This window comes from Erythrobacter sp. 3-20A1M (assembly GCF_018636735.1).
Lineage (GTDB): Bacteria > Pseudomonadota > Alphaproteobacteria > Sphingomonadales > Sphingomonadaceae > Alteriqipengyuania.
Genome location: NZ_CP045200.1, coordinates 115,178 through 139,303, shown reverse-complemented (window position 1 = coordinate 139,303; position 24,126 = coordinate 115,178). Strand labels below are relative to the sequence as shown.

Here is a 24,126-nt window from a genome sequence, read left to right as displayed (position 1 = left end):
ACCTCGCGAATTTCAGCCCGCCGCTATCGCGCCGTGGCAGTATCTGTCGCCGCCACGCGGCTGCTGCTCAGCGAGGCGCGGAAGCCGCCCACGATCGGAGCAGCCTCATGCGTACCGCCTGCCTGCTGGGCGAACGCGGCCATCAGGCTGGTGCCGAGGCCGCCCGAACCATCGGATACGGCGCCATGCCCCACGCCGTTGTCGTCGACGGTAAGCCGCCACTCCCCTTCCGTGACGTGGAAGAAAACACCGATCGTGCCGCTCCGCCCGTCGGGGAAAGCGTATTTGAGGCAATTCGACAGCGCTTCGTTGAGATACAGCCCGATGGCGACGGCGGTCTCACGCGGTAGCGTGACCGGCTCGATCTCGCGGTACAGGCGGACATGGCTGGGCACCGCGGCCTTTTCGAGCCGGTTCATCAGAGCGTCCAGATAGAGCTCCATCTCGACGTCGCTGTGCTCGGCCTGCTCGTAGGCGAGATTGGAATAGGCATCGGCGAAGGTGCGGATGCGACCGACCGCGTCGTCGATCGGGCGGTGCAGGGTGATGTCGGACAGGCGGCGCTTCTGAAATTCGAGCATGCTCGCCACCAGCGCGAAATTGTTCTTCGTCCGGTGCTCCAGCTCCGCGAGGAGGGTCAGGCGCCGATCCGCGGACCTCTGTATTTCTTTCAGAGAGCCATGCGCGGCCCGGCGGAAGGCCTCTGCAAAGCACATCACGATCAGGCAGCACACCGCATTAAGCACGACCCGCCCGGGGTCGGTCGGGTTGGTGAAGGTGAACGAGGACGGTGCCGGCAGGACGAAGTACCACGCCCACAGGAACGTCAGGATTGCCGCCGTGACCCCGGCGCGCAAATGGCCGTAGAGCGTGGCGAGCAGGACGGTGGGGTAGATCAGCGCGAAAGGCCCAGAACTCGGTGCGATCAGATCGACCGTGGTCCTGACGCCGATCATCGCGCCGGCGCACATTACGCCGAAGCCGTATTGCGCCGCCTTCTTCCCCCGGCGGGTCTGGAATTGGCGCGATACGTCGAACTGAGCCAGTCTGTGCATGGGCGACTCTTCGGGTGGTGGGTTTGCGAGACGGCGGACATGCGATCTCACCAGCTGGGCAACCCGGTCCCGTGGCTTGTGGTTGCAATAGCGCCTACTCGCCCGATTGTCGAACTTCGCTGGAAAAAGCGCGGGTAGCGATCCCGCTTGCGCGGGTCGGCCAATGGTGGGACGGTGCCTCCCTCAATGGATGAAGAGGGGAGTGGGGATGTCGCGAGTCGGAAAATCGCGGGCGCGAACCGCATGCGGAGCCATGATGGCGGCAGCCGCGATCGGGGCACTGGCGGTTGCTTCCCCGCTGGTTGCGCAAGGCGAACCAGTCCCGCAGGTCGCGGTCACGGGTGGGACGATCGCGGGCGAAATGGCGGAGGGCGGCGGTGCGCTGGTCTTTCGCGGTATTCCCTTCGCCGCTCCGCCAATCGGAGAACGGCGGTGGAAGGCCCCGCAACCGGTCCAACCATGGACGGGCGTGAAGGAAACGACCGAGCCGACCCCCGCCTGCATCCAGAACGACCAGGGCTGGAACCGCGCGGACTATCTCTTCGCGGACGAGGACTGCCTGACGCTGGACGTGCGCACGCCCGCCCTGTCGGGCAAGCGCCCGGTAATGGTCTGGATTCACGGCGGGTCGAACAAGGCGGGATCGGCCCATGGCATGGTCGAATCGCGCATCACCGATCAGGGCGTGGTGCTGGTGGCGATCCAGTACCGGCTCGCAATCTTCGGCTTCCTCGCTCCGCGGGGCGCGGCGGCGGAGGCGGGCGGCCATGCGGGCAATTACGGCCTGATGGACCAGATCGCGGCACTGCAATGGGTCCACGAAAATATCGCGAAGTTTGGCGGCGATCCGGACGACGTGACGATCTTCGGCGAAAGCGCGGGCTCGCAGGACGTCTCGCTGATGCTGGCCGCACCGCAGGCGCGTGGTCTGTTCGGACGCGCGATCATGCAGAGCGGCACGCCCGGCTTCGGCATGCCGTTCCGCAGCCAGGAAGAAGCCTTTGCGATCGCCGACCAGACCGACAAGCTGCTCGACACCGGCGGGTCGATCGAGAAGCTGCGGCGGACCTCGGTCAACGCGCTGCTCGACGCCGATCTGAAGCTGGAGGACAAGAGTATCCAGGGCAACGGGCTGATGTGGCTGAAGACCACGGTCGACGGCGTGGTCCTGCCCGACAGCCCGAAGGCACTGCTGGCTAAGGCGCCGAAGAAGCCGGTGATCATCGGGTCCAACCGGGCCGAGTTCGGGCCGCCGGCGGGCACCTATCCGATCGAGGCGATGGTCGGGCAGATCTACGGTCCGAATGCGGCGAAGGCGCTGGCGTTCTATGATTTCGACGGGGCGGACCACGATCCCCGGCTGGGCCATCCGCAGCTGGAGGTGGCGACCGACTACGTCTTCCGTTGCCCGGCGAACAATCTGGCGACCATGCTGGCGGGCGAGGGGTGGCCGGTGTGGCGCTACGAATTCGACCTCTCGCAGGACGGCGGGCTGACCGCGCATGCGAAGGACGTGGCCTATGTCATGGACTCGATCGCGTTCGGCGGCGGGGTCTCGTTGCAGGATTACTGGACCAACTTCGCCAGGACCGGCGATCCGAACGGCAAGGGCGTGCCGCAATGGCCCCGCTGGCAGGGCCGGCAGAAAGCCTACGTCCTGTTCGACGATACAGGCGTCACGAAGAAGTCCGACCTTCGCGGCGACTTGTGCGAACTTCTGCCGCCGGAACTCTGAACCTCAGTCGGTCTCGTCCAGCCCGCGCAGAACCGGCGGGCTTTCGATCGCGACCTCGTCCTCGCCATCCAGCCATTGTTCGAGTTTCGGCGTGGGCAGGCGGCGATAGCTGGTGAGGAAGGCGATCGCCACGAACAGCAGCGTGGCCGCGCCCATCGCCACCGCGATGCCGAGCGTGATGTCGACCGACTTGGTGGTGATCGTATCGCCGGTGGCGATCAGCACCGCGAACTGCGCGAGCACTGGGCCGATCAGGAAATCGCCGACCGAACGCACCAGCTCGATGAAGGCGAACACACGGCCGAGCAGGTTCGACGGGACGGAGAACGCAGCCAGGAACAGGGCGGGCGAGACGGTGGATCCGGCGCCGAAACCCAGCAGAGCCGCTCCGATGGTGACGAACGAGACCTGGTCCGGACCCTGCGCCGCCATCAGCAGGCCGCCCGCCACTGCGGTCACGCTCATGCCCGCCAGGATCATGATCGGCAGGTAGCGGGTGCGGAACACGAAATAGATCAGCACCGAAGCGAGCAGCGCACCCGGGAGCAGCGGCCAGAAGGCAAGACCCGCCTCGCCCGGGCTCCAGCCCCAGATCGTCGTCAATCGCTGGAGCGAGAGCGTCAGCAGGGTGAGGAACACGCCCCCGGCGAACGACGCGATGATGGTGCCGATGATCGGCAGGGTATGCAGCATCTGCCGCACCTTGATCAGCGGCTCGCGCGCGCGGTCCTCCACGATGAAGATCGCGGCGAAGCTGGCGAGCCCGATCGCCAGCGGCACCAGGAACAGGGGCGAGACGAAGCCCGTCGCGGGCAGGAAGGCGACCGCGCCGAAGGGAAGGATTGTGGCCCCGGCGCTCAACACGACCACTCGCCAGTCGAAGGTCAGGCCGGGCTCCGGCGGCTCCTCGTGCGGCAGGACGATGCGGCTGAGCACGCACGCCAGTGCCGCGATCGCGGCGAACGCGGTGAACATCGTGCGCCAGCCCAGCCCGCTCGCCGCCAATCCGCCCATCAGCGGTCCCGCTGCGATCCCGCCGAACAGCGCGATGTTGACGAATGCGGCGGTTATGTGGAGCCGACTGGCCGGAAAGTGCTGGAAGCACGGGGGCAGGGCGACCACCAGCAGCAGGCCGGTCGACAGGCCCGCCAGGACGAGGCCGATGGCGAACGCCGCCGGGCCCATGCCCGATACCGTCAGCGTCCAGGCGACGGCCGCGCTCGCCGTGAACAGCGCGAACAGCGGGCGGCGGTGGAAGCGCAGGCCGATATCGCCCGCCAGCAGTGCGCCGAAGGCGTAGCCCGCGGTCGCCAGCGAGGTCGCGAGGCCCAGCGCCCCCTTCGATATGCCGGTGTCGCGCATGATCGCATCGCGCAGCAGTTCGGTGGCGCTGGTCGCAATCAGGTACGGGACCAGGGCGAACAGGTGATGGCGAGCACAAGCGCGTAGTTTCCGCGCAATGCGCCCTTCAGCCCTGTGTCGCTCATGAACATGCCCCTCTGCGGTGCGAACCCGTGGATGGAAGCCCTTCTAACGGGCGAGGGCGCGATTGGTTCGCGCGCGCCATTCGCCGGACCGTTCGGCCGGGCGCGGAATCCATTTCATCACCCCGCCCGCGAACGGTGTCCAGCGCCCCATTTCGACCCCCGCTGCGGCCAGCGTATCGCCGACCCACTGGTTGCAGGTGTTGCCCAGGGTGTAGCGCCCAGTTGCGTCGAAATTGCGCGCGTTGGCCTGGTAACTGGTATAGGCGACGCGGCCCGCGCCGGGCGCGAGCGGGGGCAGGGCGGCCTCGATCCGCCGCACCAGCCGTGCATACTCCGCCGGGCGCAGGCGCAGCGGGCGCCAATCCTCGCCCGGCGCGGGGCGGGCGAAGGGAACCACACGGAGCAGTCCCGGCCCGCCCTCCGTGACGATGCGCAGCACCGTCCGCGCCTTCAGGTCGCTCCAGCTCGGAACGTTCAGGAACACCTCGCGCTCTCCCCAGCCGACATCGATATGCGTCGGCTGCTCGCCGCCCGGCAGAGGGTCGCGCAGGAAGGGGAAATCCGTGCGCCAGTCCTTCTGCGCGGTGACGATGGGCAACACAATTCCGGTGTGTACCCCGTTGCTCTCAACCATGATGGTCACGCCATCCTCGGGTTCGCGCCATCCGGCATTGCGCGGGATCGAGCTGCCGATCCATGCCGCCAGTAGAAACAGCAGAATCGCCGCCGACAGCCCGCCCGTCAGCCAAAGCGCAAGGCGATAGGCTCCCGTCCGCACCGCCTCAGCGACGCCGCACCAGCCACAGGATCGACCAGTCGCCATTGACCAACCGTGCCCGCAGGCGGAAGCCCGCGCGCCGGTAGGCCCGGCGCACCGCCGCCTCCTGCGTCGTCAGCAAGCCGGCCAGCAGGATCTGTCCGCCCGGAGCGACCGCTTCCGCGAAATCCGGCGCAAGGTCGATCAGCGGCCCGGCCAGGATGTTCGCGATGAGCAGGTCGTACGGGCCACGCGCCGCCAGCAGCACATCGTCCATCCCGTCCGCGACGACCATCGCCAGTTCCCCCCGGCCGGAACCCATCGGGATGCCGTTCGCCTGCGCATTGTCTTCCACCACGCCGACGCACACGGCATCTATGTCGGACGCGGTGGCGAAGGCGCGCTGCCACAGCGCCAGCGCGGCGAAGGCGAGCAGTCCGGTCCCGGTTCCGATATCCGCGACATTGCGGGCGACGATGCCGCCGCGCTTCATCGCGTCGAGCATGGCGAGGCAGCCCGCGGTCGTCTCGTGCTGGCCGGTGCCGAAGGCCTGGCTGGCGGGAATGACGAAATCGACCGTTCCCGCCGCTTTGTCGGGCGCATGGTCGGGCGTGCGGACATGGAACCGCGCGGCGCGGATCGGGTCCACACCTTGCTGGCTGAGCGTCAGCCAGTCCTCGTCCGCCAGCTTCTCGACCGTGAACTGCGGCGCGTCGCCCGCAAACAGCGCGGCGAGCGCAGTTTTTTCAGCCTTGCCGGGCCGGCGCGGATACCACGCCTCCAGCACCCAGTCGTCGGGCCGGTCCTCAGCGATCTCGCTGCCCGAAATGACGAGCTCCGGATCCCAGTCCTCGCGCTCGTCGTGGGCCAGTAACGCCGCCTGCACGACCGGCTTGGCGGCATGGGCGGAAAGCTTCCAACTGGTCACCGGGAATTCCTAACGAACATAGCTCGCCCCGTTGGCGTCGATCGTCGCGCCGGTCATGCTGGCGGGGGCGTCCAGCGCGCAGAAGGCGATGATCGCGGCCATCTCCTCCGGCTCCGCCACGCGGCCGAGCGGTATGTCGGCGAGCAGCCCCGGTCCGCCGCGGCTGGCGAGATAGTCGCCCGCCATCGCGGTGTCGGTAAAACCGGGCGTGACGGCGAAGCTCAGGATGTCCTCGCCAGCGTAGGCGCGCGCGATGGTCTTGTGCAGCGCCAGCATCCCGCCCTTGGCCGCGGCATAGTGCCAGTGCTGCGGCGAATCGCCCCGGTGCCCGGCACGGCTGGCGACATGGACGATCCGCCCCGGTCGCCCCGTCTCCTGCCAGTGGCGCACGGCGAACCGGCTGAGCTGCGCCGCCGCGGTCAGGTTGATCCGCAGCGTATCCTCCCATGCGTCGAGCCATTCGATGTCGGATGCGTCGAGCGGAACGCCGCGAAACAGCCCGGCATTGTTGACCAGCACGTCGATCTCGCCACCGGCGGTATCTAGCGCTTCCTCCCACAGCATCTGCGGGGCGGGCGGGTCGAGGAAATCGGCGGCGATCTCGCTCGCGCTGTCTCTGGCCCCATCCGTGGCCCCATCCCTTGCGTCGTCTCCGCGCGTGGAATGGCCGATGACGCGCGCGCCGCGCGCCTCCAGCATGTCGCGGGTGGCGGCGCCGATTCCACGGCTCGATCCGGTAAGAAGAACGGTAGGCATGGGGTCCATATCGAAAAGATTCCGCCCGCTGTCGAGCGTAGCTGCGCTTGCGCGAAGCGGCTCAATCGCTAATTAGGCCTCCGAACGCCGAAGGTACGGGCCGCCGCTGGCGCGGTCGCAAAGGAAACGAACACCCGCATGGCCAAGCCTCCCTCCGCCGACCGCCCGATCGCACCGCACCTGTCGATCTACCAGCGCAAGCCGCACATGATCGTGTCCATCCTGCACCGGATTACCGGCGACGGCATGGGCATCGTCGGCGTCGCGGTGCTGCTGTGGTGGCTGGGCGCGCTGGCAAGCGGACCGGCGGCCTACGAGACCTTCCATGGGGTGATGAGCTCCCCCATCGGATACATCGTGCTGATCGGCCTCACCTGGGCCTTCTTCAATCACATGGCGAGCGGCCTCAGGCACTTCGTGCTCGATATGGGGGCCGGTTACGAGCTCAAGACCAACGAGGCCTGGTCGGTCGGCGTGATGGTCATCGGCGTCATTCTCACCATCGCCTTCTGGGCGGTGATCCTGCTTCGATAGAGGAAAGTACCTTGGGTAACGGAACGTCCATCGGCCGCGTGCGCGGCCTCGGCTCGGCCCACGAGGGGCCGCATCACTGGATGCTGCAGCGCTTCACCGCGATCGGCAATCTGGTGCTGGTGGTGTGGTTTCTGGCCAGCATGCTGATGCTGCCCGACATGTCCTACGCCACGGTCAGCAAATGGCTGGCCGCGCCGATCCCGGCGGCGGCGATAGTGCTGCTGATCATCTCAACCTTCTGGCACGCGCGGCTGGGGCTGCAGGTGATGATCGAGGATTACGTCCATACCCCCGGCAACCGGTTCGCGGCGCTGGCGCTGCTCAACGTCGCGCTCGTCGCGGGGGCGGTGTTCGGGATCTTCTGCATCGTGCGCCTCGCACTGGGAGGGGCCGCCTGATGTCTAACCAGAACCCGAACGAAACCGGCGCGACCACGCAGCCGGCCTATTCCATCATCGACCACACCTTCGACGTCGTCGTCGTCGGTGCGGGCGGATCGGGCCTGCGCGCGACCATGGGCGCGGCAGAGGCCGGTTTCAGCACCGCCAACATCTCCAAGGTGTTCCCCACCCGCAGCCACACCGTGGCGGCGCAGGGCGGCATTGCCGCCTCGCTCGGCAACAATACCCCCGACCACTGGCAGTGGCACATGTACGACACCGTGAAGGGGTCGGACTGGCTGGGCGACCAGGACGCGATCGAATATCTCGCGCGCGAGGCCCCGGCTGCGGTCTACGAGCTGGAACACGCGGGCGTGCCGTTTTCGCGTAACGAGGACGGGACGATCTACCAGCGCCCCTTCGGCGGGCACATGCAGAACATGGGCGAAGGTCCGCCGGTGCAGCGCACCTGCGCCGCTGCGGACCGGACCGGGCATGCGATGCTTCATGCGCTCTATCAGCAGAGCCTGAAATACGATGCGGACTTCTTCATCGAGTATTTCGCGCTCGACCTGATCATGAAGGACGGGCGCTGCGTCGGCGTGATCGCGATGTGCCTCGACGACGGGACGATCACCGCTTCCGCGCGCAGGCCGTGGTGCTGGCGACCGGCGGCTATGGCCGCTGCTACTACACCGCGACCAGCGCTCACACCTGTACCGGCGACGGCGGCGGCATGGTGCTGCGCGCAGGCCTGCCGCTGCAGGATATGGAGTTCGTGCAGTTCCACCCGACCGGCATCTACGGCGCAGGCGTGCTCATCACTGAGGGCGCGCGGGGCGAGGGCGGCTACCTGACCAATAGCGAGGGCGAGCGCTTCATGGAGCGCTATGCCCCCAGCGCCAAGGACCTCGCCAGCCGCGACGTCGTGTCGCGTTCCATGGCACTGGAAATGCGCGAGGGGCGCGGCGTGGGGCCGGAGAAGGATCATATCTACCTCCATCTCGACCACATCGATCCGAACATACTGGCCGAGCGGCTGCCCGGCATTACCGAAAGCGGCAAGATCTTCGCCGGGGTCGACCTGACGCGCCAGCCTCTGCCGGTGACGCCGACCGTCCACTACAACATGGGCGGCATCCCGACGAACTATCACGGCGAGGTTCTGACCGTGAAGGACGGCCAGCCCGACACCGTCGTGCCCGGCCTCTACGCCGCTGGCGAGGCGGGCTGCGTTTCGGTCCACGGCGCGAACCGACTGGGCTCGAACTCGCTGATCGACCTCGTGGTGTTCGGCCGCGCGATCGGTCACCGGCTGAAGGACACGATCACGCCGGGCGCGAACCAGGAACAGCTGGCGAAGGACAGCGCCGAGTTCGCGCTGACCCGGCTTGATCATTTCCGCCACGCGAAGGGCGGATCGTCCACCGCCGAAATCCGCGCCGAGATGCAGAAATCGATGCAGAAGCACTGCGCCGTCTTCCGCGACACCGAAACGCTGGCCGAGGGCAAGAAGGAACTCGCCGCGATCAACAAGCGGATGCAGGACATCCACGTCACCGACCGCTCGCTGATCTGGAACAGCGATCTGGTGGAGACGCTGGAGCTCGACAACCTGATGGCGCAGGCCAACGTCACCATCGCCAGCGCGGACAACCGCAAGGAAAGCCGCGGCGCCCACGCGCACGAGGACTATCCCGAGCGCGACGACGCGAACTGGATGAAGCACACCGTCACCTGGTTCGATGGCTGGGGCGGTAATGGCGGCGATATGAAGATCGATTACCGCCCGGTGCACGAATACACGCTCACCGACGACATCGAATACATCAAGCCGAAGAAGCGGGTGTATTGATCGCAGGTTCAGCCGGGGCGAGCTAACGGAACCACCCATGGTGAAGTCCGCGCTCGCCCTGATCCTGTTGCCTGTGGCGGCGTGCGCATCCGCCATCGGGCACCCCCCACGCTCGCTCGGGCTCGATCCGTTCTACACGCAGTATCTGGATGCCGAGGGTATCCCAATCGTCGCGTCTTCCCGCGTGTCGAGGGCTGCGCTGACCGATGCGCGCGATATGGTCGAGGGCATGCTCGCCTTCCGGCCCGATCTGGCGGCGTGGCTGTCCAAAAATGGCTATCGCGTGGCCATCATGGCGGAGAGCGAGACCACGACCGACCTGCCGGAGCAGGCGCACTGGACCCGGCCCGCGAAGGACGATCCGCGCCTTACACGGTGCGAGCGCAAACACTACGACGAGCGCATCGGCGCGATGACCGACCGGCAGTATTGGGACAGCCGTGCCCGCGGCATGGCGGGGCCGCTCACCAGCGGGGCGGAGGAAGATATCCTGGGTAAGCCGTCCTCGCGCTATTACGGCGAGACGATTTTCGTCCACGAATTCTCGCACAATGTTCTTGCCGCGATCCGCGCGGTCGATCCCGCGCTCTCGCGGCAGATCGACGCGGCTTACGAGGCGGCGCAGCAGGCCGATCGCTGGCACAACGAATACGCCATGACCAGCGTCGACGAATATTGGGCCGAAGGGGCGCAGTTCTGGTTCAATTCGAACCGGCTGGCAGTGATGGACGGGCGCAGGGTGCTGAACGCCGACGACCTGAAGGCCTACGATCCGGCGCTCTACGCTGCCCTCGGCAAGGCATTCGGCGACAACCACCGCCTGCCCGCCGACCCGTTCTGGATGGCCGACGCGCGTGTGCCGCCGGGGCCGATCCCGGAAAATACCGCCGAGGTGTGCTAGATCACACCACGCCCGCGATCAGCCCGCGCTCCAGCGCCTCGTGGCAGTCGATGTACCAGTTGTCGGGCGCCTTCTTGCACACTTCCTCGAAATCGACCTCGCTTCCCTCGACCATGGCGCGAAAGCCCTCCTGCTCGATATTGATCGAATGCTCGATCTCGTGGAGCACGGCGCGCAGCTGGTCGGTGCAGCTTTGCAGCGGGCCGGAGAGGTTGATCGTGCGGGTGATCTGCCGCTCGTGCACCATCAGCCGCGTGCCCTTCGTCAGATAGCGGTTCGAGATGGGAAAACCGGCCATGAAGGTTGCGCCCGCCGAATAGACCGCCGCCTTACCAAGGAACAGCAACTCGCGCCCGGATTCGCGCAGCAAGCGCACATCGTCCGCCATGCAGCGCGCAATCTCCGGGTTGCCGCCCAGGGTGGTGATCGCGATCACCAGCGGCCCGTCCTCCGGCGCGGCGTTCAACTGATCGCGAAATTCATTGTACATCGCCTCGTTCACCCCACCGACGAGGCGGAGTTGCGGCGAGGAAAGAAGGCGCGGGTGGTCTTTTACGGACATGATTGCTCCTGAGGTTAAGGCCTAGGAGCGATGCGCGGGTGGTTCCGTTCCGAAACTGACGATCAGCTCATCTGAAAGTACCGGTCGCACTGGCTTTCGTCGCCGCTTTGCATGCCTAGGCGCAGGGCGTCCATTCGCTGGCTGCTGCTGCCATGGGTGAAGCTTTCCGGGTTCACCTGTCGCCCCGCGTTCTGCTGCAAGGTATCGTCACCGATCGCGGCGGCGGCTTTCATGCCTTCTTCGAAATCGCCCGCATCGATCTGGTCGCGATTGAGTCCGGCCCAGACGCCTGCATAGCAGTCCGCCTGCAGTTCCATGCGCACCTGTAGCGAATTCGCCGCCGAGCGGTCGCGCTGCTGCAGGCTGCGCACCTGCTGGTCGAGCCCGACCAGATGCTGGATATGGTGCCCGTATTCGTGCGCGATGACGTACAGGCGGGCGAAATCGCCGGGGCCGGCACCCAGCCGGTTGGCGAGCTCGTCGTAGAAACTGGTGTCGAGGTAGATACCTTCGTCCGCGGGGCAATAGAACGGCCCCATGGCGCTCTGCGCCGCGCCGCAGCCGGAGCGACCCGCGCGGGAGTAGAACACCAGCTTGGGCTGCTCGAACGCGATCCCCGCCTTCTGGAACACCGGTTGCCAGGTGCGGTCGAGGGAAGCTAGCGCGGCGCAGCTTTCCTGGCTGTACTGGTTGACCGAGCAGCTTTCGGCCGCGGTGCGACCGCCTGTATCGCCTGCGCCGGTATCCGCCGGTGCACCCTGCTGTTCGACCTGTTGCAATCCGCCGATCATCTGGCCCGGATCGACGCCGAAGATCACCGCCGCGATCAGCGCGATGACCAGCGTTCCGCAGCCGACTTTGCCCCCGCCGCCGCCGGGGAACCGCATGCCGCGCTGGTCCTCCACGCGAATATCGTTCGGATTGAACGGATTGAGCCGCATGATAACTCCCCTCGATCGGCCCCCCTGGCCGTGTTGTCTGCGCTAGGAACCGCAAACCAAGCCTGCGGGTTCCAGACCGTATATTCCTTCCAATTGGAGCTCCCCCTATGTTTCTGACCGGAAAGCGTGCCCTCGTAACGGGATCGACCTCGGGCATCGGGCTCGCGGTGGCCCGCGCGCTTCACGCCGAGGGGGCCGATATCGTGCTCAACGGCTTCGGTGAGGAGGAAGAGATCGCAGCGCTGAAGGACGAGCTGAATGCCGCTCACTTCGGCACCGACCTGACCGATCCGGACGCTATCGAGGCCATGATGTCCGAGGCGGGCGACATCGACATTCTCGTCAACAATGCAGGAATGCAGCACGTCGCCCTGATCGAGGAATTTCCGGCTGCGAAATGGGACGCGATCCTGGCGCTCAACCTGTCGGCGGCGTTCCACACCGCGCGACTGGCGGTGCCGCATATGAAGGCGAACGGCTGGGGCCGGATAATCAACACCGCCAGCGCGCATTCGAAGGTCGCATCCCCTTACAAGAGCGCGTATGTCGCGGCCAAGCACGGCTTGGCGGGCCTGACCAAGGTGCTGGCACTGGAGCTGGCGCAATGCGGGGTTACCGCTAATTGCATCAGCCCCGGCTATGTCTGGACCCCGCTGGTCGAAAACCAGATACCCGACACGATGAAGGCGCGCGGCCTCAGCCGCGACGAGGTGATCAACGATGTGCTGCTGGCGCCGCAGCCGACCAAGCAATTCGTCCAGCCAGAGGATATCGGCGCGCTCGCCGTATTCCTGTGCCGCGACGAGGCGGCGAACGTAAACGGAGCCAATTGGAGCATTGACGGCGGCTGGACCGCCTGAACGAAGGAAACGGGGCGACATTGCAACGGGGCATGGGGCTTTTCTCAGCTAGAGGGTTCGCGGCGCTGCTGGCGGCGGCGCTGTCGCTCGCGCTGGCGGCATGTGCGAGCGTACCCGAGCAGGGCGGCACGCGATTGGCCCCGATCGAGCAAGCGCTCTCTCGCGACATCGCCTTCCTCGCTTCCGACGAGCTGGAGGGTCGGCAGCCGGGCACCGAAGGCGCGCGCCATGCGCAGGATTACATTGTCGAACAGCTGCGCGCCGCGGGTTATCGCCCCGGCGTACCGGTCGCCGGGGGTGGCGACGGGTGGCGGCAGCGGATCGAACTGGTCCGATTCGACCCGGGGGAGCTGCACGTCACGGTGACTTCCGCGCACGGATCGCTGGTGCTGTCGGACCAGGCGGTCCTCTCCGGTCCGCAAACGACGGTGGGCTCGATCCGCAAGGCGCCGCTCGTCGCCATGCGCTCTACCGGCGAAGTGCTGCCGGAGGGTATTCTGGAGCATCGGGCGCTGTTGCTGGCATGGGACAAGCTCGATGGGCGGCTGGCGGCTGTGCAGACCGCTGCGCCGCAGGCCGTGCTCCTGACCACGCAAACCACTGAGGAGTTCGATCGCGCTGTGCACTTCCTGCGTGCCGACAAGTGGGCTCTGGCCTCAACAGAAACGGTGCCGGCGTGGATTCTGCTGCCGCCGCAGGATAGCGCGCGGCTGCTGTCCTTCGTGGAGAGGGCCCGACCGGAACATGGCGGATCGCTGCTCCCCCGGCTGGGTGCGCGGGTCGATGTCGATTTCACGCGGACCCGCAAGGCGATGGAGACCGCCAACATCCTGGGTCATCTTCCCGGCACCCGCCCCGGAAGCGGGGCGGTGCTGCTGCTCGCCCACTGGGACCATCTGGGTATGTGTGGAGAGCCCGAAGATGCGCACCGCATCTGCAACGGGGCGGTCGACAACGCCAGCGGTGTCGCGGCGATGCTGGAGACCGCACGCCGCGTTGCTGCCGCCGGGCCGCTGGAGCGCGACCTATACGTGCTGGCGACGGGCGCGGAGGAATGGGGCCTGCTGGGTGCGCGCGCCTTCACCGACGATCCGCCGGTTCCGCTGCCCACCATCGTGGCCGCGTTCAACATGGACATGCCCGCCATTTCGCCTGCCGGATCGAGCGAGACCGTAATCGGGTGGGGGCGGACCGGCCTCGACGACGGGATCGCGCAGGTGGCGCAGGCGCTGGGGCTGACGCTGGATACGCAGAACATTCGCGAGGACTATCTGCGGCGGCAGGACGGCTGGGCGCTGCTCGAACGCGATCTGCCCGCAGTGATGGTAACCAGCGCCTATGGCGACCGGGAGGCGTTCGACCGGTTCATTGCCTCCGGCTACCACACCCCGAACGACCGCTGGTCGCCGGACATGGAGCTGGGCGGCGCGGCGCAGGACGTGTTGTTCCACGTCGCGCTCCTGCGCCACTTCGGAAACACGCAATCCTATCGCGTCGGGCAGGAATGATCCGCCGGGCCTAGCCGAATGGCCGAAAGCGGGTTAGGGGGCGGCGCACGATTCCTCCCGGCAGCGAAGCTGCCTCCCTCGTGCGAAAGGCGCCCCTCGTGGCTACCAAGGACATTCCCCTCGGCCTCACCTTCGATGACGTGCTGCTGCGCCCTGCGGCCAGCGACGTCGTGCCGAGCCTCGCCAATACGCGAACCCGGCTGAGCCGGGAGATCGCGCTTTCCATTCCGGTCATCTCCGCCGCGATGGACACCGTGACCGAAGCCGACATGGCGATCGCCATGGCGCAGATGGGCGGGATCGGGGTGCTCCACCGCAATCTGGAGGTCGACGAACAATGCGCCGCCGTGCGCAGCGTGAAGCGGTTCGAGAGCGGCATGGTCGTGAACCCGATCACGATCCGTCCCGACGCGACTTTGGGCGAGGCCGAGGCGCTGATGGATTCGCATCGCATCAGCGGCATCCCGGTGACGGGGCCGGACGGCAAGCTGGTAGGCATCCTGACCAATCGCGACGTCCGCTTCGCCGAGAACCCGCACCAGCCGGTGCGCGAACTGATGACGACTGAAAATCTCGCGACCGTGCCGCTGGGCACGGGGCAGGACGAGGCGCGGCGGATGCTGCACCAGCGGCGCATCGAGAAGCTGCTGGTGGTGGACGACGATTATCGCTGCATCGGGCTGATCACGGTCAAGGATATCGAGAAGGCGGTGACCTATCCTGACGCGACGAAGGATGCCGCGGGCCGCCTGCGCGTCGCCGCCGCGACCACGGTGGGCGACAAGGGTTTCGCCCGCACCGAAGCGCTGATCGATGCGGAGGTGGACGTAATCATCATCGATACCGCGCACGGCCACAATGCCGACGTGGCCCGCGCGGTCGAACGGGCCAAGACGCTGAGCAATTCGGTCCAGATCATCGCCGGCAACGTCGCCACGGCGGAGGCCACCAAATCGCTGATCGATGCGGGCGCGGATGCAGTGAAGGTCGGGATCGGACCGGGCTCCATCTGCACCACGCGGGTGGTGGCGGGGGTAGGCGTGCCGCAGCTCACCGCGATCATGGATTGCGCCGAGGAAGGCGAGAAGGCCGGTATCCCGGTCATCGCCGATGGCGGCCTGCGGACCAGCGGCGACGCGGCCAAGGCGCTTGCCGCCGGTGCCTCCAGCGTGATGATCGGATCGATGCTGGCGGGGACCGCCGAGGCTCCGGGCGAGACGTTCATCTATCAGGGCCGCAGCTACAAGGCATATCGCGGCATGGGCAGCGTGGGCGCGATGGCGCGCGGCAGCGCCGACCGCTATTTCCAGCAGGACGTTTCGGCGATGAAGCTGGTACCCGAAGGGATCGAGGGACAGGTGCCCTACAAGGGTGCGGCAAAGGACGTCGTCCACCAGCTCGTCGGCGGGATCAAGGCGGCGATGGGCTATACCGGCAGCCGCACGATCGAGGATCTGCGCACCCGTGCACAGTTCGTGCGGATCACCAATGCCGGGCTGACCGAGAGCCACGTCCACGACGTCGCGATCACGCGGGAGGCACCGAACTATCCGACACGGTAGGAGCCTCCTCTGCCTCGCCGCCCTGCCGGCCGCCGCGGCGATGCTCGCGGCGGCGGTGCAGTCGGATGCGGTGGACTACTGGTCGACCCGCGACCTGAGCTTCATCGGCGGGGGCGAGAAATACGCGCGCACCCGCGCGATCTGTGCCGCCGTCTCCGACGCGCAACCGGCGGCTGCCGACATCCCATCGCCGAGCGAGCGGAAAGCGCTCGAAGGATGCGATAGCGAAGCGCTCTATTTCGGGTTCGGGGTCCCGATGGATCGGGCGAAAGCGCGTAAATGCGCGGTGGCCGAACGCGGCCATACCGAATACACCCTCGCGCTGCACCATGGCGCGGGATTGCTCGCCATGGCCTATGCCAATGGGGAAGGCGGGCCGAAGAACCTCGCCGTGGCGATCCACATGGCTTGCCAGATGGAGGACGCCCCGGCCGCGATGGATGCGCGGATCGAGCATCTGGACGATATCCGGAGCGGCAAGGCGGAGGGGGGAAGCTTCGATACCTGCGACGACATCACCAGCGGTGCGAGCGGCGGGGTCTGCGCCCAGTTCGCCGCGAGGCGTAGCCAGCAGGATCGCCAGCCGGAGATCGCCCGACTGAAGCGTGGGTGGACCGATGCGCAGGCGGAGGCGTTCGACAGGGCATACGAAGCGTTCCGCGCTTACGCCGATGCCGAACACGAGATGGACTGTTTCCGCGGCACCGCCCAGGCCGCATGCAACATTTCGGGGCGCGAGTACGAGATCGAACGTTTCTTGGATCGGATTGCCGCGCTCAAGGTAGGGGCACCTTTCGCGAAGGACGACGAACAGGAGCTCGGCATACCCAACCCGGCAATCAACCCGACCGCCTGGCGGAAAATGGTCGCCGATATGGATTCCGACACTCGCGCCTTCTACGAGCGCAACCGCGACGAAATACTGGACAAGCGCGCAACGTTCGAGCGCGCTCTGGTGCGGTTCGTCACAAGCACCTTCCCGGCCATGACCGCGCACGAAACGCGCGTGCGCTTTTCCGACCTATGACCCCGAGCGCGCGGATCGCGGCCGCCATCGACATTCTCGACAGCGTCGTCGAAGCGGCCCGGGGAGAAGGCGCACCCGCCGACCGGATCGTTGCCGAATGGGCGCGCGCGCATCGCTTCGCCGGATCGAAGGATCGCCGAGCCATTCGCGAACTCGTTTACGATGCGATTCGCCATTGTGGCCCCATTCCCGCATCCGGCCGCGCGGCGATGCTGGCGCTGGCGGAGCATCGCCCCGAAATCGCCCCGCTGTTCGACGGGTCGCAATACGGCCCGGCGGCGCGCCTGGACGACGAGCAGGCCGCAAAACCGGGCATTGCGCCCGATTGGCTGGTGGCCGAACTTGCGAATTCGGGTGTCGACGATGAAGAGGCCGCCGCGCTGATGGATCGCGCGCCGCTCGATCTGCGGGTCAATACGCTGAAGGCCGATCGCGACACTATCGAATTGCCGGAACGCGGCGAGCCGCTGGCCGCACCGCAGGGCCTGCGCTTCGCATCCGGCACGATGGTAGAGCAATGGGCCACCTATCGCGACGGGCTGGTCGAGATACAGGACCATGGCAGCCAGCTCGCCTGCGCCGCCGTCGCCGCGCGACCTGGAGAGACCGTGATCGACCTTTGCGCCGGTGCGGGTGGCAAGACGCTCGCGCTCGCCGCGACGATGGAGAATTCGGGCACGCTGCTCGCCTGCGATACCGACAAGCGGCGGCTCGGCAACCTGCCCCCACGCGCCGCGCGGGCCGGGGCGGGCCTGATCGAGACGATGCTGCTCGACCCGGGTCGCGAGCTGGAAGCCTTGCGGCCGTGGCAAGCGCAGGCCGACGCGGTGCTGATCGACGCGCCCTGCTCGGGGACGGGGACATGGCGGCGCAAGCCGGAAGCGAAGTGGCGATTAACGCCTCAGCGCCTCGCGCAGTTCGGGGGTGTGCAGGATCGCCTGCTCGACATCGCGGCCAGGCTGGTGAAGCCCGGCGGGCGGCTGGTGTTCGTGACATGCTCGCTGCTCGATGCAGAAGGGGCGGACCGGTTCGCGGCATTTCTCGAAGGCCACCCGACCTGGACCGGCGACCGGCCCGATCTCCCGCTCGGACGCGAGCGAGGCGAGGGCATTCGCCTCTCGCCCGCACGCGACGAAACGGACGGATTTTTCATCGCACGTGCATTCCTGCCGTGTTAGGTTCGCCTCGTATGCTCGATGCGCCCACCCCCGATCGCGCTCGCTGGAAGGACCTGCTCATGCGTTTTACGCCCGTCGCCGCCGCTCTTTCGCTGTTCGTGGCGGTGAGCGCCAGCGTGGTGCATGCCGATAGCGGGGAGCCCGATCCGCGCGCGGAAGTGCTGCTCGACCAGGGCAAGGCGGCGCTCGCGGCCGATCAGCCGCAGCAGGCGGTCGATGCGTTCGAGGCGGCGCTGGCGATCGATCCCGGTTACGAGGGAACCTACCTGGCGCTGGGCGAGGCGGCCCGCGCACAAGGCCTCCAGGGCAAGGCGATCCGCTATTACCGCGAAGTGCTGACCCGCAAGCCCGACGATTACGGCGCGATTTCGGGCGAGGGCATAGCGATGGTGGAGAAGGGCGCAGTGGAGAAGGCGCGGCTCAACCTGTCCCGCCTGGAATCGCTGTGCGGCGACGATTGCAGCGAGACGCAGCGCCTTGCCGCCGCGATCGCGCGCGGGCCGCAGCAACCGGTGCTGACGGCGGAGGCGGTGATGCCGGAAGCCAAGGTGTCGCAGAACAACTGACCCCGTTGCCGTGACGACCGAGGGTCGGGCCTGCCGACTCACACCAGCTCGCGAAACGCCTCAAGCACGGTACGATAGACCCGCTTCTTGAACGGCACGATCAGTTCGGGAAGCTGCTCGGGATCGACCCATTTCCAGTCGCAGAATTCAGGCGGGTCGTGCGCTTCCAGATCGATGTCGGCATCGGTGCCGGAAAAGCGCGCGAGAAACCAGGTCTGCTCCTGTCCGCGATATTTGCCGCCCCACAGCTTGCCGATCAACTCCTCGGGCAGATCGTAGCGCACCGGCTCTTCCATGCGCTTTAGCAGCGTCGCGTGCCGATCGGTCACTCCCGTTTCCTCGCCGAGTTCGCGGAACGCCGCGGTGTCCAGATCCTCCCCCGGATCGACTCCCCCCTGCGGCATCTGCCACCAGTCGCCTTCCTTGTTGTCGATCCGGCGACCGACGAAGACGCGGCCCTCTGCATTGACCAGCATCACGCCCACGCAGGGGCGGTATCCGAGTGTATCGTTCATTTCGCGTGTCGCTCCAGCATGGCGGCGATGGCATGGGTGAAGGCGGCGAGATCGCTCTGGCCGCTGGCGATCGCCTTGCGCAGATTGGCGAAGCCATGGATGATTCCGGGAAATTCCATATAGGTCACGTCGACGCCCGCCTGGATGAGGTGCGCGGCATAATTGCGCCCGCTATCGCGCAAGGGATCGAGGCCCGCGGTGCACAACACCGCCGGGGGAAGGTCGTGCGCCTGGCGCAGGATCGGCCAGTTGCGCACATCGCCTTCTGTGGGAGCGTAGCTCCTGGTGAAGAACGACATCGCGTCGCGGGTGAGCAGGTAGCCTTCCGAAAAATCCTGGAAGCTCTGATGCCCCGCGATATCGTCCGCCAGCGGGTAGATCGGTGCCTGCACCAGCACCGGGACGTCGGCAGGCTCGTCGGCGAGCGACTGCGCGGTGACGATGGTGAGGTTGCCGCCCGCGCTGTCGCCGCACAGCACCAGACCGGTGGTTTTCCGGTTCAGCTCCGTGGGATTGCTCGCCACCCAGCGCGCCGCTGCCTCCGCATCGTCGGGCGCTGCGGGGAAGGGGTGTTCGGGGGCGAGGCGATAGTCGACCGAAACCACCGGAATATCGAGCGAGGCGGAGAGTTCGCTGCACAATGCGTCATGGGTGTCGAGGTCGCCGATCACGAACCCGCCACCGTGGAAGAAGACCATGACCGGCCCCGCCTCGCGACTTTCCCGCGCGTCGTAGAGGCGCAAGGGGATGTCGCCAGCCGGGCCGGGGCAGGAAAGGTCGCGCTTCACCGCCATGTCCTTCGCCGGCAGTTCGGCGATGTGCACGCTGGCGTGCATGCCGGCGCGCGCTTCCTCCAGCGACAGCTCGCTCATCGGCGGCCTGCCGGCGCTTTCGAGAAAATCGAGGAAGGCGCGAACGTCATCGCGCACGAAGTGGTCGGTTTGCTCGGACATCGATCCTCCTGGGGCCTCAACCAAACCAAGCCTTCGGCATTTCGATCCCCTTGTCCATGCGACTTTTCCGAGCGTGGAGAAAAACTTGATTGTGGTGGCGGGCACGCGCACCTAGGTGACGCCCGCGAAAGAACGACGCCGCGCACGACGCGGCGCGACCGAAGGAATTTACGGATGGCAACAGCCGCCAGGGCCCCGCAGGAGCAGGCCCGAGACCCGCAATCCCCCGACGCCGTCGTGGTCCGTTTCGCCGGAGATTCCGGCGACGGCATGCAGCTGACCGGCGGTCAGTTCACACTGTCGACCGCGCTGGCGGGCAACGATCTGGCGACCTTCCCGGATTTCCCGGCGGAGATCCGCGCACCGCAGGGCACGCTGTTCGGCGTGTCGGCGTTCCAGATCAATTTCGGCTCTCGCGCGATCAACACGGCAGGCGACGCGCCCGACGTGCTGGTGGCGATGAACCCCGCGGCGCTGAAGGTGAACCTCGCCGCGCTGAAGCCCGGCGGGCTGGTGATCGCCGACACGGGCGAGTTCACGAAGCGCAATCTCGACAAGGCGAAATACGACAGCAATCCGATCGAGGACGGCAGCCTCGCGCCCTTCGACGTGCTCGCTTTCGACATCTCGCAGCGCACGATCGAGGCGGTCGAGCCCTTCGGCCTCGGCAAGAAGGATGCGCTACGCTGCAAGAACATGTGGACGCTGGGCCTCGCGCTGTGGATGTTCGACCGCCCGCGCGAGCCGCTGCACGACTGGCTCAAGCAGAAATTCGCGAAGAAGCCCGAAATCGCGGAGGCGAATATCGCCGCGCTCGACGCGGGCCATGCCTATGGCGAGACCGCCGAGCTGGCGGGGCCGCTGAAGCAGGTCCACATCCCGCCGGTGCCGAGCGAGCCGGGCCTTTACCGGACCATCACCGGCGCGGAGGCGGTCAGCCTGGGGCTGGTCGCGGGTGCGCAGCTGGCCGAGCTGCCGATGTTCTTCGGCGGCTATCCGATCACGCCTGCCAGCGCGATCCTGCACCACCTCGCGCGACTGAAGGAATATGGCGTCACCACCTTCCAGGCGGAGGACGAGATCGCCGCGATCTGCGCCGCGATCGGGGCGAGCTATGCCGGGCAGCTGGGCGTCACCAGCTCCAGCGGGCCGGGCATCGCGCTGAAGACCGAGGCGATCGGGCTGGGCATCATGGTCGAGCTGCCGCTGGTGATTGTGAATTCGCAGCGGGGCGGCCCGTCCACCGGCCTTCCGACCAAGACCGAGCAGAGCGACCTCTATCAGGCGGTCTATGGCCGCAACGGCGATGCGCCGATGCCGGTGGTGTCTACGCGCAGCCCCTCCGACGCGTTCGAATGCGCGATCGAGGCGTGCCGCATCGCGGTGCAATACATGACTCCGGTGATGCTGCTGACCGATGGCTACATCGCCAATGCCGCCGAACCATGGAAGGTGCCGGACCCGGCGAAGTACGAAGCTTTCCCGGCGAAGTTCATGGAAGAGCGCGAGAATGGCGAATTGCTGCCGTACAAGCGCGATGCGAAGGGCGCGCGGCCGTGGATCAAGCCCGGCACGCCCAGCCTGATGCACCGCATCGGGGGGATCGAGAAGGACGCGCTGAGCGGCAACATCTCCTACGATCCGGCCAACCATCAGGCGATGACCGACGCGCGCAAGGGCAAGGTGGAAGGCATCGCGGTGCCCGATCAGGAGGTATCCTCCGGCGAGAGCACCGGCACGCTGGCCGTAGTCGGCTGGGGCAGCACCTACGGGCCGATCCGGCAGGCAGTGCGCCGCGCCATCGCGAAGGGGTGCTCGGTCAGCCACATCCATGTGCGCCACATCTGGCCGCTGCCCGCCAATATGGGCGAGCTGCTCGCAGGGTTCGACCATGTGCTGGTGCCCGAAATGAACACCGGGCAGTTCAAGACCGTGCTGCGCGACCAGTTCCTTGTCGATTGCGAGAGCCTGACGAAGACGAGCGGTCAGCCGTTCAGCATCGGCGAACTCGAAGAGGCGATCGCGGCCTATTTCGACGATGTCGACGGCAATGAAGGCGGCGCGGTCGAAGTCAACGAAACGCAACTGCCGGGCCGTGAGAGCGGCCACGACGACGGATCATATCCAGACGCACCGTTCCACGGCGCAGGAGCGACTGCTCCGGGCAAGGGTTCGGATGAGGAAGCGGTGAACCAATGAACGCCCCCGTAAAAATCGAAACCACGCTGAAGGACTGGGAGACCGACCAGGAGGTTCGCTGGTGCCCCGGTTGCGGGGACTACGCGATCCTGAAGGCGGTGCAGCGCACGCTGCCGCAGCTTGGCAGCGATCCGGCGAACACCGTATTTATCTCCGGCATCGGGTGCTCCAGCCGCTTCCCCTATTACATGGAAAGCTACGGCTTCCACACCATCCACGGCCGCGCGCCGGCGGTGGCGACGGGGGTGAAGCTCGCCAATCCGGACCTCGACGTGTGGCTGGTAACGGGCGACGGCGACGGATTGTCCATTGGCGGCAATCATTTGATGCATGTTCTTCGCCGCAACGTGAACATGCAGATCATGCTGTTCAATAACGAGATCTACGGGCTGACCAAGGGGCAGTATTCGCCCACCAGCCGCGAGGGCACGCGCAGCCCCTCCACCCCGATCGGCAGCGTCGATCACCCGGCCAACCCGTGCGCCTTTGCGCTGGGGGCGGGGGCGCGCTTCGTCGGGCGCGGGATCGACGTGTCGAAGAACCTGCCCGACGTGCTGAAGGCCGCGCATGCGCACCAGGGCGCGGCATTCGTGGAGATCTTCCAGAACTGCATCGTCTATAACAAGGACGTGTTCGACGATTTCGCCGCGCCGAAGGGTGCGGAGGATCGCCAGCTGTGGCTGGAGGATGGCGAGCCGATGCTGTTCGGCAGCGAGAAGACCGGCGGCGTGAAGGGCCTTTCCTTCGATGCCGACAGCCTTTCCTTCCGCGTGGTCGAAGTGACCGACGGAGACTGGCAGGCAGCGGGCGTGCGCGTCCACGACGCGAAGAACCGCACCATGGCGCATATCCTTGCCGAGCTGCCCTTCGGCGAGTTCCCGATGCCGCTGGGCGTGCTCTACGACGATCCGCGCGCGACCTTCGAAAGCGGCGTCATCGCGGAGCGCGAGCGCGCGGTCAGCGGCAAGCAGGCGAACCTCGCCAAGCTGCTCGGGTCGGGGCAGACCTGGACCGTCGACGGCACCGCGCAGGACCCGGTCTGAGCAGGTCCTTCCCAAAAATCTCGGTTTTTCAGAACCTTTCGCGTCGCTGATCCATTGGTGAACTGCAAGCGCGCTTCGGCGCGATACATCCAGCAGACCAATGGGAAGACAGATATGAAACGCGTTCTTTTACTCGCCTCCGCTGCGGCAGCCATCTCACTGGCGGCCTGTTCGGACAATGCCGACGACACGGTCGATGCCACCGATGCTGCCGTCCCCACCGCGGATACCGCGATGATGGACGACAACGCGATGCCGATGGGCGGCGATCTGACGACGCAGCAGCAGACGAACTACGACGCGATGGATCGCCAGGCTATCAGCGACGAATACGACACCAATCGCGACACGATGATGGCGCAATCCACGAGCACTCCCGGTGCCACGCCGACCGGGACGGCCTCCAGCGGAACGAGCGATATGGCCGCCGGAAACGCCTCGTCCGGCGACATGTCTTCGGGCGACAGCATGAGTGGTTCGTCGTCGAGCAATTCGATGATGCCACGCGGTCAGATGGATTTCGCCTATCTCGATCGCAACAACGATGGGAAGCTGTCGGTCGCCGAGTACGCGATCTGGGCGGTGCCGGCGAACCCGAACAATCAGACGAGCATGGAAGACGCGACGAAGCCCTACATCTCGACCGAGCAGATCAACGATGCGGGCAAGACGTTCTTCTTCTTCGACAAGGACGGAAACACCTATCTCTCGCCCGAGGAGTTCACGATGGCGCGCAACAGCGCGCGCGCACCGGGCGCCAGCGCGACAGGCGCGACGATGTAATTCTCGCAAGACAACACATTACCGAGAGGGGCGGCAGGCGA

The 24,126-nt window shown here is 66.6% G+C and carries 22 protein-coding genes and 1 pseudogene; 14 read left to right on the top strand and 9 right to left on the bottom strand.

All coding sequences use genetic code 11. The features are described 5' to 3' along the window. Nucleotides 1-23: 23 nt before the first annotated feature. Nucleotides 24-1,055, bottom strand: coding sequence for a histidine kinase dimerization/phosphoacceptor domain -containing protein (locus F7D01_RS00670; RefSeq protein ID WP_215228373.1), 1,032 nt, complete (start codon nt 1,053-1,055; stop codon nt 24-26). A 253-nt stretch (nt 1,056-1,308) separates the two neighbouring features. Between F7D01_RS00670 and F7D01_RS00665 the strand changes: the two genes are divergently transcribed. Then, entirely contained in the window at nt 1,309-2,790 is a 1,482-nt protein-coding gene (locus F7D01_RS00665) for a carboxylesterase/lipase family protein (protein WP_215228372.1), read from the top strand. A 3-nt stretch (nt 2,791-2,793) separates the two neighbouring features. Here the strand turns inward: F7D01_RS00665 and F7D01_RS00660 are convergent, their stop codons facing one another. From F7D01_RS00660 to F7D01_RS00645, 4 genes are all read right to left on the bottom strand, one after another. Then, nucleotides 2,794-4,152, bottom strand: coding sequence for an MFS transporter (locus F7D01_RS00660; RefSeq protein WP_215228371.1), 1,359 nt, complete (start codon nt 4,150-4,152; stop codon nt 2,794-2,796). A gap of 168 nt (nt 4,153-4,320) precedes the next feature. After that, on the bottom strand, nt 4,321-5,100 hold the full coding sequence (locus tag F7D01_RS00655) for a DUF2459 domain-containing protein (RefSeq protein WP_215228370.1): 780 nt from the start codon (nt 5,098-5,100) through the stop codon (nt 4,321-4,323). After that, nucleotides 5,060-5,962: a 50S ribosomal protein L11 methyltransferase gene (locus F7D01_RS00650; RefSeq protein ID WP_215228369.1), complete on the bottom strand. Its 903-nt coding sequence runs from the start codon at nt 5,960-5,962 to the stop codon at nt 5,060-5,062. The genes F7D01_RS00655 and F7D01_RS00650 overlap by 41 nt, the downstream gene beginning before the upstream one ends. Before the next feature lie 9 nt (nt 5,963-5,971). Then, nucleotides 5,972-6,718: an SDR family NAD(P)-dependent oxidoreductase gene (locus F7D01_RS00645; protein WP_215228368.1), complete on the bottom strand. Its 747-nt coding sequence runs from the start codon at nt 6,716-6,718 to the stop codon at nt 5,972-5,974. Nucleotides 6,719-6,856: 138 nt separating this feature from the next. On the opposite strand from F7D01_RS00645, the gene sdhC reads away from it, so the two are divergent. The 4 genes and pseudogenes from sdhC (at nt 6,857) to F7D01_RS00625 (ending at nt 10,388) form a co-directional block, all read left to right on the top strand. Next, a complete protein-coding gene (gene sdhC / locus F7D01_RS00640) occupies nt 6,857-7,252 on the top strand; it encodes a succinate dehydrogenase, cytochrome b556 subunit (protein WP_215228367.1) in 396 nt (131 codons plus the stop codon). Nucleotides 7,253-7,263: 11 nt separating this feature from the next. Next, nucleotides 7,264-7,650, top strand: a complete 387-nt coding sequence (gene sdhD, locus F7D01_RS00635; protein ID WP_215228366.1) for a succinate dehydrogenase, hydrophobic membrane anchor protein — start codon at nt 7,264-7,266, stop codon at nt 7,648-7,650. Next, nucleotides 7,650-9,487 (top strand): annotated as a pseudogene (gene sdhA / locus F7D01_RS00630) (succinate dehydrogenase flavoprotein subunit). The gene sdhD and the pseudogene sdhA overlap by 1 nt, the downstream one beginning before the upstream one ends. Nucleotides 9,488-9,524: 37 nt before the next feature. Beyond that, complete coding sequence (locus F7D01_RS00625; RefSeq protein ID WP_251566957.1) at nt 9,525-10,388, top strand: glycoside hydrolase; 864 nt, start codon at nt 9,525-9,527, stop codon at nt 10,386-10,388. Nucleotide 10,389: 1 nt separating this feature from the next. Here F7D01_RS00625 and F7D01_RS00620 read toward each other — a convergent pair whose 3' ends face one another. Together F7D01_RS00620 and F7D01_RS00615 are read right to left on the bottom strand one after the other, a co-directional pair. After that, the gene (locus F7D01_RS00620; RefSeq protein ID WP_215228365.1) at nt 10,390-10,950 is read right to left on the bottom strand and encodes an ATP-dependent Clp protease proteolytic subunit; all 561 of its coding nucleotides are present in this window, start codon (nt 10,948-10,950) and stop codon (nt 10,390-10,392) included. Nucleotides 10,951-11,012: 62 nt separating this feature from the next. After that, nucleotides 11,013-11,891: a neutral zinc metallopeptidase gene (locus tag F7D01_RS00615; RefSeq protein WP_215228364.1), complete on the bottom strand. Its 879-nt coding sequence runs from the start codon at nt 11,889-11,891 to the stop codon at nt 11,013-11,015. 107 nt (nt 11,892-11,998) lie between these two features. Here F7D01_RS00615 and F7D01_RS00610 point away from each other — a divergent pair, with 107 nt between their 5' ends. From F7D01_RS00610 to F7D01_RS00585, 6 genes are all read left to right on the top strand, one after another. Continuing rightward, nucleotides 11,999-12,751: a 3-hydroxybutyrate dehydrogenase gene (locus F7D01_RS00610; protein WP_215228363.1), complete on the top strand. Its 753-nt coding sequence runs from the start codon at nt 11,999-12,001 to the stop codon at nt 12,749-12,751. A 32-nt stretch (nt 12,752-12,783) separates the two neighbouring features. Beyond that, entirely contained in the window at nt 12,784-14,259 is a 1,476-nt protein-coding gene (locus F7D01_RS00605) for a M20/M25/M40 family metallo-hydrolase (RefSeq protein WP_215228362.1), read from the top strand. Nucleotides 14,260-14,357: 98 nt separating this feature from the next. Next, on the top strand, nt 14,358-15,821 hold the full coding sequence (gene guaB, locus F7D01_RS00600) for an IMP dehydrogenase (RefSeq protein ID WP_215228361.1): 1,464 nt from the start codon (nt 14,358-14,360) through the stop codon (nt 15,819-15,821). A 40-nt stretch (nt 15,822-15,861) separates the two neighbouring features. After that, nucleotides 15,862-16,848 (top strand): hypothetical protein, encoded by a 987-nt coding sequence (locus F7D01_RS00595; RefSeq protein WP_215228360.1) that lies wholly within the window; start codon nt 15,862-15,864, stop codon nt 16,846-16,848. After that, nucleotides 16,845-18,026 (top strand): RsmB/NOP family class I SAM-dependent RNA methyltransferase, encoded by a 1,182-nt coding sequence (locus tag F7D01_RS00590; protein ID WP_215228359.1) that lies wholly within the window; start codon nt 16,845-16,847, stop codon nt 18,024-18,026. Before F7D01_RS00595 ends, F7D01_RS00590 begins: the two co-directional genes overlap by 4 nt. 59 nt (nt 18,027-18,085) lie before the next feature. Further along, nucleotides 18,086-18,592 carry a tetratricopeptide repeat protein gene (locus tag F7D01_RS00585; protein ID WP_241553653.1) on the top strand — a complete coding sequence of 169 codons (507 nt, stop codon included), beginning with the start codon at nt 18,086-18,088 and terminating at the stop codon, nt 18,590-18,592. A 38-nt stretch (nt 18,593-18,630) separates the two neighbouring features. On the opposite strand, the gene F7D01_RS00580 is transcribed toward F7D01_RS00585, so the two are convergent. After that, complete coding sequence (locus tag F7D01_RS00580) at nt 18,631-19,107, bottom strand: RNA pyrophosphohydrolase (RefSeq protein WP_215228357.1); 477 nt, start codon at nt 19,105-19,107, stop codon at nt 18,631-18,633. Beyond that, a complete protein-coding gene (locus tag F7D01_RS00575; RefSeq protein ID WP_215228356.1) occupies nt 19,104-20,060 on the bottom strand; it encodes an alpha/beta hydrolase in 957 nt (318 codons plus the stop codon). The genes F7D01_RS00580 and F7D01_RS00575 overlap by 4 nt, the downstream gene beginning before the upstream one ends. A gap of 174 nt (nt 20,061-20,234) precedes the next feature. Between F7D01_RS00575 and F7D01_RS00570 the strand changes: the two genes are divergently transcribed. The 3 genes from F7D01_RS00570 (at nt 20,235) to F7D01_RS00560 (ending at nt 24,085) form a co-directional block, all read left to right on the top strand. After that, nucleotides 20,235-22,259 carry a 2-oxoacid:acceptor oxidoreductase subunit alpha gene (locus F7D01_RS00570; protein WP_215228355.1) on the top strand — a complete coding sequence of 675 codons (2,025 nt, stop codon included), beginning with the start codon at nt 20,235-20,237 and terminating at the stop codon, nt 22,257-22,259. After that, a complete protein-coding gene (locus tag F7D01_RS00565; RefSeq protein WP_215228354.1) occupies nt 22,256-23,302 on the top strand; it encodes a 2-oxoacid:ferredoxin oxidoreductase subunit beta in 1,047 nt (348 codons plus the stop codon). The genes F7D01_RS00570 and F7D01_RS00565 overlap by 4 nt, the downstream gene beginning before the upstream one ends. 114 nt (nt 23,303-23,416) lie before the next feature. Next, nucleotides 23,417-24,085 carry a hypothetical protein gene (locus F7D01_RS00560; RefSeq protein ID WP_215228353.1) on the top strand — a complete coding sequence of 223 codons (669 nt, stop codon included), beginning with the start codon at nt 23,417-23,419 and terminating at the stop codon, nt 24,083-24,085. Nucleotides 24,086-24,126: the final 41 nt, after the last annotated feature.